The organism is Cytobacillus massiliigabonensis, from assembly GCF_900199725.1.
In the GTDB taxonomy this organism is placed as follows: Bacteria; Bacillota; Bacilli; order Bacillales; family Cytobacillaceae; genus Cytobacillus; species Cytobacillus massiliigabonensis.
In genome coordinates, this window is the sequence record NZ_LT904904.1 from 568,098 (window position 1) to 580,428 (window position 12,331).

Annotated in this window: 10 protein-coding genes and 1 riboswitch; of the genes, 6 read left to right on the forward strand and 4 right to left on the reverse strand. The window is 36.9% G+C overall.

Annotation, left to right across the window (positions count from 1 at the left end; translation table 11 throughout):
- The first annotated feature begins 43 nt into the window (after nt 1-43).
- A complete protein-coding gene (locus C1726_RS13910; RefSeq protein WP_235822860.1) occupies nt 44-1,660 on the forward strand; it encodes an Ig-like domain-containing protein in 1,617 nt (538 codons plus the stop codon).
- A 76-nt stretch (nt 1,661-1,736) separates the two neighbouring features.
- Here C1726_RS13910 and C1726_RS13915 read toward each other — a convergent pair whose 3' ends face one another.
- Nucleotides 1,737-3,179 (reverse strand): S-layer homology domain-containing protein, encoded by a 1,443-nt coding sequence (locus tag C1726_RS13915; protein ID WP_102273705.1) that lies wholly within the window; start codon nt 3,177-3,179, stop codon nt 1,737-1,739.
- A gap of 342 nt (nt 3,180-3,521) precedes the next feature.
- Between C1726_RS13915 and C1726_RS13920 the strand changes: the two genes are divergently transcribed.
- Nucleotides 3,522-4,448, forward strand: a complete 927-nt coding sequence (locus C1726_RS13920) for an S-layer homology domain-containing protein (protein WP_102273706.1) — start codon at nt 3,522-3,524, stop codon at nt 4,446-4,448.
- Nucleotides 4,449-4,578: 130 nt separating this feature from the next.
- On the opposite strand, the gene C1726_RS13925 is transcribed toward C1726_RS13920, so the two are convergent.
- Nucleotides 4,579-5,379 (reverse strand): NPCBM/NEW2 domain-containing protein, encoded by an 801-nt coding sequence (locus C1726_RS13925; protein WP_180968198.1) that lies wholly within the window; start codon nt 5,377-5,379, stop codon nt 4,579-4,581.
- A 246-nt stretch (nt 5,380-5,625) separates the two neighbouring features.
- Nucleotides 5,626-5,718, forward strand: a riboswitch (cyclic di-GMP riboswitch).
- A gap of 107 nt (nt 5,719-5,825) precedes the next feature.
- Here C1726_RS13925 and C1726_RS13930 point away from each other — a divergent pair.
- Genes C1726_RS13930 through C1726_RS13945 form a run of 4 tightly spaced genes read left to right on the forward strand, consistent with a single transcriptional unit; the run spans nt 5,826 to nt 9,964 of the window.
- The gene (locus tag C1726_RS13930) at nt 5,826-6,233 is read left to right on the forward strand and encodes a hypothetical protein (protein WP_102273708.1); all 408 of its coding nucleotides are present in this window, start codon (nt 5,826-5,828) and stop codon (nt 6,231-6,233) included.
- Nucleotides 6,234-6,290: 57 nt separating this feature from the next.
- Complete coding sequence (locus C1726_RS13935; RefSeq protein ID WP_102273709.1) at nt 6,291-7,694, forward strand: nuclease-related domain-containing protein; 1,404 nt, start codon at nt 6,291-6,293, stop codon at nt 7,692-7,694.
- On the forward strand, nt 7,691-9,079 hold the full coding sequence (locus C1726_RS13940) for a hypothetical protein (RefSeq protein ID WP_102273710.1): 1,389 nt from the start codon (nt 7,691-7,693) through the stop codon (nt 9,077-9,079). Before C1726_RS13935 ends, C1726_RS13940 begins: the two co-directional genes overlap by 4 nt.
- A 39-nt stretch (nt 9,080-9,118) precedes the next feature.
- On the forward strand, nt 9,119-9,964 hold the full coding sequence (locus tag C1726_RS13945; RefSeq protein WP_102273711.1) for a zinc metalloprotease HtpX: 846 nt from the start codon (nt 9,119-9,121) through the stop codon (nt 9,962-9,964).
- 170 nt (nt 9,965-10,134) lie between these two features.
- Here the strand turns inward: C1726_RS13945 and C1726_RS13950 are convergent, their stop codons facing one another.
- Both C1726_RS13950 and C1726_RS13955 read right to left on the reverse strand, forming a co-directional pair.
- Nucleotides 10,135-10,689 carry a YitT family protein gene (locus C1726_RS13950; RefSeq protein ID WP_235822780.1) on the reverse strand — a complete coding sequence of 185 codons (555 nt, stop codon included), beginning with the start codon at nt 10,687-10,689 and terminating at the stop codon, nt 10,135-10,137.
- Between the two features lie 219 nt (nt 10,690-10,908).
- A protein-coding gene (locus C1726_RS13955; RefSeq protein ID WP_102271266.1) for an IS3 family transposase occupies nt 10,909-12,278 on the reverse strand; the annotation gives its coding sequence in 2 pieces (ribosomal slippage) (nt 10,909-11,813 and nt 11,813-12,278; 1,371 coding nt in all).
- Nucleotides 12,279-12,331: the final 53 nt, after the last annotated feature.

Here is a 12,331-nt window from a genome sequence, read left to right on the forward strand (position 1 = left end):
TTTTATATAAAATGCCAGTTTAATTGGAGGGACATCTTTGAATATGCAAAATACATTTTATCAATCTTGTAGATTTCTGCTAGTAGCACTATTTTTCTTAATTGGATTCAATGGTATAAGCCAAAAGGCTTCGGCTGAGGAAGTTACTCTGCCGTTTAATCAGGAAACAAATGGAGAATTGACAAAAGATATCACGAGCAATAGTTATTATATAAAATTAGATGAGGCAGGAAGAGTCACATTTGATCTTACGTCCTATGTGGATAATCTTACATATTTCAAATTATTTGACGATCATAACAATAAGGTTTTTGGTGATGATGTTTATGGCAGCTCAAAAAGTCCAGCTAAATACACTAATTGGGTCGATTTAGAAGCTGGATCCTATCGGTTGGATATTTATGATGGCTGGGGTGGCCAAGAAGGGAATTACAAGATAAAAACAAGTTTTACTTCAGCAAAAAATAATGAAATCGAACCTAATAACGGTACGGTCGAGGCAATGCCGCTGCCATTTGATAAGGCGATTACAGGATTTTTATCATGGAATGATGATATGGATGTTTATAAAATTACTGTACCTAAGGCAGGAAGATTTACTGTTGATCTATCATCCTATGTGGATAATCTCACATATATCAAATTATTAGATGATAATAATGATAAGGTTTTTGGTGATAACTTTAAAGGAAGTTCCAAAAATCCTGCAAAATATGTAAATTCGGTAGATTTAGAACCTGGAACTTATTATTTAGAAATTTATGATGGCTGGGGTGGGCAATCAGGTAAATACCTTGTAAAAACATCCATAGCATACGCTAATAATCATGATAGTGAACCTAATAACGGATCTGTAGAAGCTCAAACACTGCCTTTTTTTCAAACAAAAACAGGATTCTTATCATGGAACGATACTACTGATGTTTATAAAATCACGGTACCAAAAAACGGAGAGATCTTCATTAATTTAACATCTTATGTCGATAGCAGCACTTATATTCAGTTATTAGACATAGAGAATGATAGCGTTTTTAGCGATAATATACATGGCAGCTCAAAAAATCCAGCTAAATACCATCAACCCGTTACACTGACTAAAGGAACCTATTACTTAAAAATTTATGACGGCTGGGGCGGACAAACTGGAAAATATCTTTTAAATGTAAAGGCACCATATCTTCTAGCACCACTTTCGGTTGACCTGATTGGGGATAACGCGAAGGCGGTTACAGGGAAGACTGCTGTAAATCAAGAAGTAATCGTAAAGATATCAGGCAAAGAATATAAGAAAAAAGCGAATTCAAAGGGGATCTTTTCAATCACTATTCCAAAGCAAAAAGCAGGAACAAAGATTGAAATCAGTGCAAAAAATGGATATGGGACTCAAATAGTTACTAAGACTGTTGTCGATAAAACACCGCCAGCAGCTCCAACAGTAAATAATGTAACGAAAAGTTCGAAGACAGTTACCGGGAAAACGGAAGCGGGTGCCACTGTTCACGTGTATAAAGGAAGCAAGAAAATTGGAAGTGCAAAGGTTGCGGCAAACGGAATCTATAAAATAAGTATTAAACCGCAAGCGAAGGGAACGATCTTAAAGATATATGCACAGGACTCTTCTGGAAATAAGAGTTCAACTAAACAAGTAAAAGTACAATAAATTGCAAAATAGCAGGCACATGAAATCATCATGTGCCTTTTATATTTTAGACAGTGCAGCCTAACACCATTCTCAGCTAATTCACCTTTTGCAGGGAGGTCCCTGTGTAGGACATTTTATATTTAGCACCGTTTTCAAGTTCAGCATAAATGGTCGTTCCATCGATTTTAAAGGAATGAATATTCCCTTTTAGAAGCAGCTTTTTCTGTGTTCCATCGTGGTACATGCTGTATAAGCCATTCGTATTGTAATAGAAATAACGGCTTCCATCAGCCCGAATAGAAGTGAAATCCTTATACTCTGGGTCTTTGTAGCCTGTCGATGTGCGGTCGTTTTTTATGAGAACATCGAACAATTTAAACAGTTGATTGTCGTAATATCTCCCTCGATATATACTAATTGTCACATTATTACTATCAGCCTTTTTTACATTGCCGACAAAACGGTCCATGATAATCTGATGCTGATTATATTTGCTTAAGCTGTAGTCATTGAAGGGGTCTAACCGATAGTTAATTACTGGTTTTTCAGTTTCAGTACCTAATGCATCTGCTGAAATTTCGATTGAAAGATAGGAGCGGATTGGTTTAGGAAGTGAACCCCCTTTTAAAATGACCGGCATTTGTAAATAATTTTGGCTAGAGAGCTTAGCTGTTGAAGCATCCAATTCTACGGTTAGTGTGCTGCTATCTTTCATCCTATTTCTCAAATCATGTCTATACCAGTTAAACAGCTGGCCTTCATCTACAATAATGTCTTCTTCACCTGTTTTTTTATTCTGTGCGGTAACGCTAGTTTTATCTACTTTAATCTCCCAATCTCCTAAGTTAGGGAATTTATTTTCTGTATGATTCCCATTAATACTTCCCAGACCCGAAGCAATGCTTAAATCACTGTTTAAAGCCCGAGCAAGGAATACAGAAAACTGAGCACGAGTGGTAGCTTCACCTGGAACAAAGTAATGGACCATTTGATCATATTGCAGTTTGCCTTTTCCCCAAGTGATGCCATTTTCCGAGATAGAATTTATGTCTAAATATGCCCAGTGCGTTTTCTCAATATCAATAAACTTTTGAACATTCACTGGCTTATAGGCAAATGCTCTTCTGAGAATGGCTGCCATTTGTGCTCTTGTGATCGATTCATTCGGCCGGAAGTTTCCGTTTGACCCGCGTATTAATCCTTCCTCAGCTACTGCAGCAATTGCTTTATAATAGTAAGCCCCTTTTTTAATATCCTTAAAGTTTGGATCGGGGCGACCTGCTAAATTAAGGTCAAGCGCCTGGACAATTAAACCTGATGCTTGCTGTCTCGTTAACGTGTCATTGGGGCGAAACGTTCCATCTGAATAGCCGCTGATAATTCCTTCGTTTATTAAGTAACCAATTTCTTCCTCAGCCCAGAAGCGATGATCCTGAGGGATATCCTTAAACGGAAGGCGGTCAGCATGCGTATCCTTTGCCGGGGTTAATCCTGATATCATCAAGAATGCAGCAGCTCCAGCCAGCCACTTTTTCATAGAATAACAGCTCCTTAATTAATTGTGTTTTTATGGCAACTATTAATTACTATACTAACATTAAACGATGACTGTCATCATCTGAATATTACCAAAAATTTCTGGATATATGAAGGAGGCTTTTTCTAATCAAACGTTTGATTAATAGATCGATAGCTCGTGATTCTTCTAACAATCTCGTACCTTTAAACTTTCCCTTAGCATTGTTAGCTCATATGAGAGAAAGGTCCCTAAATCAACGAATGGATTGGTTTTTTACTCCTTATTAATAGGTATTTAGTTCCTTTAAATCCATTTATTGTATGTATATACTCCTTATATAATGATTGAAGGGAGTTTATCATGAAAAAAATTTCTGTTTTAGCTTTAGCATTTTTACTTATCGTTTCATTGATTTCCCCTGCAGCAAAGGTGGATGCAGCAGGCTTTAAGGATGTTAACAGCAAGTATTGGGCAAAAGATGAGATTCATTATCTTGCAAACTTAAACATTATTAATGGGTATACAAATGGGAAATTCGGGGTTAACGACCCGGTCAAGCGCTCTCATGTAGCTGTTATTTTATATAGAGCTTTAGAATTAGATAGTGCTGATGTCCCGGATCCAGGGTTTAAGGATGTTCCAGTTACACATCCGGCTTATAAGGAAATTGCCACATGTGTTGCATATGGACTATTTGACCAAGCAGAGTATTTTAAACCTGAAAAAAGTATGACTCGTGCACAAATGGCTAAAGTATTTGCTGATTCATTTGAATTAGTACCAGCTATGGCTGTTCCATTTAAAGATGTTAAAAAATCTGATTGGTTTTATCAGCCTGTTCAGGCACTTGCTAATTATAATATTACAGTGGGAAGCGATGGTTACTTCAAGCCGAATAAACCATTAACACGTGCAGAGTTCTCTGTATTCCTTGCCCGAATCATGGAACCAACATTCAGACCGGGAGTAAACGCTGTTATAGAGAGCGCTTCATACAAGGCTAATGGAAATCTTGTAGCTAACTTAGTTATCTATAATAATACCAACCACTATATTACAGAGCTGAATTCTAGATTCACTTTATATGCTGAATCAGAAGAAATCGCAAGCCATGCTTTTACAAAGGAAAATCCTTACCCATTGAAATTTAAGTCCTTTGGATTAGCGCCAAAAGGGGAAAAGTCAATAACTGTGGAATTCAAACCGAATGAAATTACTAAAAAGGTAGAATTAACAGAGGATACGATGCTTGAGGTTTTATTCTTGTATGAGTATTACTATAAATAAAAGTGTAATTTGAAATTTAGCTAATATAAAAAGAGGGTCTACAGTTTCAATTAATACTGTTGGAACCCTCTTTTATTTAGAGAACGAGACACAGTTTTTGCTATAAAAAATAAACGTTTTAAGAATGAGTCTAACGCACCACTATATTTACAAAGTCAATAGTTGGCCCAGCGCTAGCCTTTTCTGCAACTACTTTTAAATTATGGACATTTGTCACATCGAGATCCACTTCTTTCGGCAATTCCCCACCATTTAATTCATAGGTAGCGAGCAGAATTCCATCCCCGTAAATTTCCATGTTGGCATAGTATGCAGATTCATCTTCAAATCCTAGAATTCCTGTTAACTGGGTGTACTTCCCTTTTAAATTCAAGGAATAGCCCACTCCATCATAACCAAAATACATACTGTACCCTTTATTATACTTCTCTCCAGCTACCGTCATCTCCTCATTAATGTCTACTCCTCTATAAGATTTATAGGGACTCATTAAATCAGACAAATAACTTCCTTCTGGTTTTGTTCCGAAATAATACGTATTTTTCGATCTGTCGAAAGCTGTTTTCTCCCCTAATAGGGATCCCACCATATCAATAGGCGCATACCTGACTCCGCGATAATCAAGTAATACCGGAACAGATTTGTTCCCACTTTGATAGTTGCCGCTTAAAATATTGCCTTGATAGCCAACATTTGATTTTACTGCTTTTGCAGCATTTGCTTTATATGTGTCGGCATCCTTTTTATATTTTGCAACCTCAGCTTTTAGCTTTTTAATTTCTTTATCCTTAGCAGTTAGTTTGTTTTTTAATGATTGAATTTCTTTTTGAAGAGATGATACAGATACTGCTGCCCCTACAGACGTATTAGAAACGAGTGTTCCTGCTAAAAAGGCAATAACAAACATTATTACTAAACTACTTCTTTTCACATATATTCCCTCCAGAATAGGATAAATTAGGTACATTGTCATAATATAGGGAGTTGTCTTTAGGAGCAATGTGTAAAATGTGGTTTTGATGGTATAAAATGTAAGTAAAATCATGGAAAGTACTAGATTTAAAGGGAATTAATACTATATTCATGAAAATAATAGTTATAAATAATATATTTACCAAAGTACTTTTTTCTTATATAATAACTCCCGGATGAATCATCCGACCTATTAATAGTTTAATATTGATAAAGGCAAACTCGCTTGAAAGAGGAGGACGCAAAGCCATGAGTCTAAGGCACTAAATCATAGTGCTATGATCGTCAGGTTGCCATAGTAGAAAGCCATGGCCTATTTTGCTATGGCTTTTTTTGCCGAAAAAGAATTTGGATGATTCTGTAAAAGAAATTAAGAGAGCAAAAGCTTGAAAGGAAGGAAATCAGATGGCTTATAAAAAGGAATGGAGGAAGATCCTTATATTAGCAGGAATTGGCGTCGTATTGGCAGTCATTTTCTGTATCTACGCGATCAAAAATTATTCAGGTTCCCATATAAGATTTGGCACGAATGATTATTTAATTTTATTGGCAATCGCTTGTTATCCAATTGGGATTGTATATGGCTGGAGAGAGATTCTAAATTTATATAACCGGATAAGAAGCAGCGACCGAGAGCATTGGGCGAAAGGCAGAGCACATGGCTATACGGCTCTATCAATCACAATGCTGAATTTTGCCCTGGCATTTATTGCTACAATTTGCCTTGGATGGATTATTGGATTATTGAATGCCTATAAAAGATTAAGGTATTTGAAGAAAAACGAAGCAGCTAATGGGGATTGGGAAAATTAATGAATTGGAACAGGCGAGTGCTCCCAAACCTTCAAATAATAATAAGGGAAGATACATATGAGCAGTAATGATGGTTGTCTCACTCCCCTTATTATTCTTGTCGCATTATATTTTACTTTTGAACTTTTTTCGATTTACTACAAAGTTATTATACCTATTATTTTATTGGCCGTTTTACTTTTCATTTGGAGAAAACGGATAAAGAAAAAGGCACTTGTGGCACAGAAAATGCTTGAACGATGGCCGATGGACCATATCGATCATGTGGAACAAGCAATTTTTAAAGAACTTCAATTAGCACAGAAATATCAGCAGAAATTACTTGCAGATGCCTATTTTAATAGCGGAATACCGCAGAAATCAGCTGTTGTCTATCATGATCTTGAAGAAAGAATGGCTTACTTGAATCAATTGGAAGATGAATTTTTGATGGTATTTAACCGGACGGTCATCGCCCATTATTCATATTTAAAGTCTGCAGAAAATATGAAAGAGCTTGAAGAAGCTTTTGATCACTTATTTTATCGAGCTAGTGTGCAATTATTCGATGTCAATATCTATAATCGTGATGCAAGCGATGTAAGAGCCATTGAAGCATTATTTACCCGCAATGAATTAGATTATGAATATATCAAAAACACGATTAATTGGATTGAGCCATATCATTCAGGCTTTCTTCCGGCTATCTTGAAAAAGATTCGGGATGAACGATATATCATCGACAAGGGCTTGGAGGGTGAACAGAAATTATTTAATGAATTAGAGGTGTACCGCGATGTTTGGCACACTTTATATAATGTGAGAATTGAAACAGAGGAGACCTCAGTAGAGTCAGATGCAATCATAATTTCTGAGAATGGTGTTTTTTCAATTGAGGCAAAGAATTTCAGCAGCTCTGGTAAATACATGATTCATGTTACGAAAGATGGACAGTGGCAAAAGGTTCTTCCAGATGGCAGTGTTGAGCCAATGAAGGATGTTGCGAGTCAAGTAAATCGACATGTGGGCATTAAGCAGAGGTTTCTGAATGAGACACTAAAAAATTTTGGGGAGTATACATCTTATATTCATATTGACCCGATCGTTGTGATCGCAAATGACACGGTTAGAATGAATAATGAAAGTGATCAAGTCATTTTGCGGGCGTCACAAGTTTATCAATATATTAAAATGAAGTCGCCGTCTCTAGAGCAAAAGCAAGTCGAAAAAATTAAATCAATATTCATAGAGCATATGCTTGAACCTAAGAAGTTTCCCCATGTTGATTATGGAAAGGAACTTGAGCGCTGGCTGAGGTTTTCACTCCCTCCATTCGTATATGCGGAAAAGATATCTCACGTCATTGCCGCATATAAGAAAGAGCTAGAAAGGCATAATGCTTATTCTAATTATATTCAGCTGACTTCGATTTCAGAGTCAGTCTTCAGCATGAAAAATGAACAAGATGAGGTGGAGGAATGAAGTGGTTTTATATATTTTTACTCGCAATACTGATGACTGGCTGCAGTGCGGAATCATCAAAGGAAAAAGAGGAAGCGAAACAGCCTGACGCTCCAGCGGTTGAGGAAAGCAAGGAAAAAACAATTGAAAGAACAAATGAACAGCTGGAAGATTTATTGCAAGAAGTCGATATGTCCGCAAAAATGGCAGAAGCCTGTCCGCGATTATCAGTAGAGATGACGACAGCTTATTTAGAGCCCGATCAAAAAAGGCCATCTATTATCAGCTTTTGTCATCATAATGGAGATGTCTCTTTAGAAGGTGAAACGGCTTGGTTTGGATTGGCCACATTTGATGAATCAGCAGATGAATGGAAAACGGAATTGGCTAAAAATGAATTCCTTTCTCATCCAGCTAATTTTGTAGGATCTCTTAAATTAGATGGAGGCAGTGAAAGGGTGGCCATTGAGATTTATGAACATGCGGCAGAAGGCGGCCGAACGGGCATCCTTGTTCTCTCTGTTCAAGATCAGCAGCTGAAAATAGAACGGGTCGATAGCACAGCCACACAATATGGAAAAGTGCGTGTGGAAAAGAATCAATTAATTATCGAAGATGCCCATACAGTTGAAACGTATACCTACGAGTTGGACGACGTTACACATACAACAGAGTTAAAGCAATCATCCGCTAAAAGTGATCTCGTTATTACTTATAACAAGGAGAATGATGCTGCTCCTCTTACAGCAAGCATCCCAAATGGAGAAATCCTTGATGTGCAGCCCGGGGATGTCATAAAGTTTACACCGGAGAAACCTTTGTCTTTGTACGGTTTCCAAATTAGGACAAGCATGCAGCAGCAGGCAGATGAGCCAGATACATTCATCGTGTCAGAAAGTGATCTCGGAGAAACGATAGAATTTGGAGAAAATCCATTTGACCAGATGATTACCTATACGATTGGCGACTCAAAGTGGTTTGCATCGCGTGAATATTTAGATGAATTAAAGAAAGGCCGCATGCCCGGATCAAAGGTGCAATTATCTGACTCTAACAAGGAGATTGCTAATTTGCTTAAAGGTGAATACCAAATCAGTGAATTTGGATATATGGGTGCGAAACATCTAGAATATGAAAAGTTTATTTATGCCATTCCCTATTTAAAAGAAGAGGGGGATAAAATTTATACGGTTATTCGCAAGCTGCCTGTTGAAAGAATATTAACCGGCGATGATTTCATTCGTTCATGGGGTGAGCCAGATAGCCAGCAAGAAGATATAGAATTTGATCCGCCGGTATTAAATTTGTTTTATGAACTTAACAAGGACTATAGGGTGCAAATAAGCCTGCAAGAAAATCGAACCGATAGCAGCGCTGCAGCCATTTCACTTTATAAAAAGTACTGATTCTTGTTAATAAAAGTTTTAACATAAAGGGGAATTTTTGTGTATTTAATTGATTTCGTAAAAAGACTTGTACAAATGAGAAATATCAGTATTTCCATCTATCTTCTATTAAATACGATTTTACTAATGCTTATATTTCAGGATCCGATTATAGGTCTAGTTTTGTACGTATTTTCATTGGCACTAGCATTATCACCTTTTGGCGAATGGATTTTACGGATACAGCAAGGGTGTAAACAGCTAAGCCGCAAAGAGCATATTGAAAGATTAATGCCATTATTTGATGAGGTTTACAAAAAGGCCAAACAACTCGATCCGACGATTGCTGATGATGTAAAGCTATTCCTAAATAACGATAACAGTCCGAATGCATTCGCAACAGGAAGAAGAACCATTTGTGTAAATAAAGGGCTGCTTAGCTATAGTGATGAGGAAATTAAAGCTGTATTAGCCCATGAATTTGGTCATCTTTCAAATAAAGATACAGATTTAGTTTTAATTGTTGCTGTAGGAAATATGATTGTAACGGTTATGTTTGTTATTTACCGCATTATCTTCAATGTGATTGGCATGATGTCAGCGGTTGTTAACCGCAGCATTGGTACACTGTTGATGACTTTCTTTATCGATGTAGTCCTCGTCGGCTTAATGTGGCTATGGACTAAGTTTGGTATGGTTCTAGTGATGCATTCATCAAGAAAAAATGAATATGCTGCAGACCAATTTGCCGCTAAATGCGGGTATGGAGACGAACTAATTCATGTGATTGACAGTTTTAACGGCTTAGAAGTAAGCGCATCAAAGGGCTTATGGGCCAACCTTGCCTCTAGCCACCCAGATCCAGATGAAAGAATCGGAAAGCTGCAGACTGTGGTTGCTTCATAAAAAATCACATGACAAAATAATATTATGTTTGCCTCACCTTCCTAGGTGGGGTTTTTTTGTATAGGAAATGAGTGCCGAACATTCTCCATTTCTTGCTTAATGATAGTAACATCTAGGGAATATCTGAAATAACTAAATTCTGCTTTAAAATACAAAGGGGCACAAGGCAATTAGAATCCTTCATAACAAATATTCGCAAGGACACCAGCAGTTAATATAGTGATGCTTGAAAACACAATACTCTGAAGTCCTAGTGTTTGATACCCTAGTAAGACGATGAAGAGATCCATTAAAGCGATGATCAGACCAATACTCAATGGAGTAACCTTGGCTATAAAATAAGCAATCAAGTCAGTTCCTCCTGTGCTTGTCTTATATCGAAGCATCAAGCCAACACCGATCCCGCAAATGGCTCCTCCTAAAATGGCACTCGCCCATATCGGCAGGGAAAATCGAATAGGTGCCAGTATGTCAATAAAGATAGCAGTCATAATCATCCCGTAAACACTGCCATGAAACTGTGGTCTGTCTTTTATCCAAGCAAAAAGGATTAATGGGACACTTAACAAAGCAGACCATAGCCCTGCTTGAAGATCAAAATAATAATGCAAAATAAGTGCTAGACCGATTATTCCCCCGTCTATTAAATGATGCGGAACTAAAAAGCCGTTAATCCCAATCCCTAACAGCATACTCCCAATTACTACAGCAGTTATTCTCCCCAATATATTGATCACCCCATATTTTCAAAACAAAAGATGCTCATTCATCCTTATGAGGTTTGTCCAGAAAACATTCCTTCTGTAAGAACTGCTTGTATACAGGATTACCATTATTTCCTTCAATTCCTGATTTATGTTGTTGTTCCAATGTAAAAAAAATAGAGAGCAGCCATTTACTTTAATGGCATACTGATCTGACCCAATAAAGTTAGACAAATAATTTTATGCAACTTTTAAGACTTGAGTTCGGTATTCCACCGGACTCAGGTCTTTTAATTTTGCCTTCATTCGTTTGTGATTGTAATAGTGAATATAATCAGCTAATTCCTTTTCAAAATGCTCTATACTGTCAAAATCCTGTAGATAAAGGAGTTCGGACTTTAATAAGCCAAAGAAGTTTTCCATGACTGCATTGTCCAAACAGTTTCCCTTTCGAGACATACTCTGCGTAATTTGGTGCTGTTCTAATGTTTTTTGATATTGTTTCATTTGATAATGCCAGCCTTGATCTGAATGAAGAATCACTTGCTCTCCTGGCTGAAGACGTTCTATTGCTTGGACTAACATTTCTCCGACCAATTTATAAACAGGACGTTTCATGACGTTATAAGCAATGATTTCACCATTACACAAATCAAGTACTGGAGAGAGGTAACGTTTCTCACCGAATAGGTGGAATTCCGTCACATCGGTTACCCATTTTTGATTCACTTTCTCTGCAGAAAAATCACGGTTTAGGATGTTAGGAGCAACTTTTCCCACATTACCTTTATAAGAACGGTACTTTTTCATGCGGACTAAGCATAGTAAGTCCATATCATTCATTAAACGATTGATGGTTTTTTTATCGTGTTTAAACCCTCGTTTCTCTAGTTCTTTCGTGATCCGACGGTGTCCATAACGACCCTTATGTTCATGAAAAATCTCTTTAATACTTTCTTTTACGTTCGCATATTTATCAGGTTGATTTAATTTTTTCTCCCAATAATAATACGTACTACGTGGAATGTCAGCGACTTCAACTAAATCTACAACTTCATACATATGCTTTAGTTCAAAAATTACCTGCGCTTTGATTTTGTTTGTAATTTTTCCTGCATTTGAACTAAAGCGTTCAACTTTTTTAAGTAGGCATTCTCCATTTCTAAACGCTCAATTTTCGCTTGTAGTACTTCTACCGTATCTTCAACTAGTTTTGGTGTTTCTTTCTTTGAATCAATTTTCTTTGTTTCTTTCTTCATAGATGGTCGCCCCTTTTTCTTTGGTTGTAGGGCGTCTAATCCATCTCGATTTAACTTTAATCTCCAATTTCGTATCATTCCAGGAGAAGAAATATTAAATATCGCAGCTGTATCAATAGAAGATGTACCCGTTTCGATCATATAATTTAGTACATCCATTTTAAACTGAGTTGAATAACTTGTATAGCTTTTTAGAAAAGCTTCAATGCCATGTTGTTCGTATAGGCGAATCCATCCACTCAAAATAGTTGGTTTTACCTGAACCTCCCGCGCAATCTCATTGATAGATTCATTCCCATTTAAATACCTTGAAACAATTAGAATCCTTTGTTCTGCAGTAAATTTAGCCATTAAAAAACCCCCATAAATGTTAGTTTGATGTCTAACATTTATGGGGCAGTTCA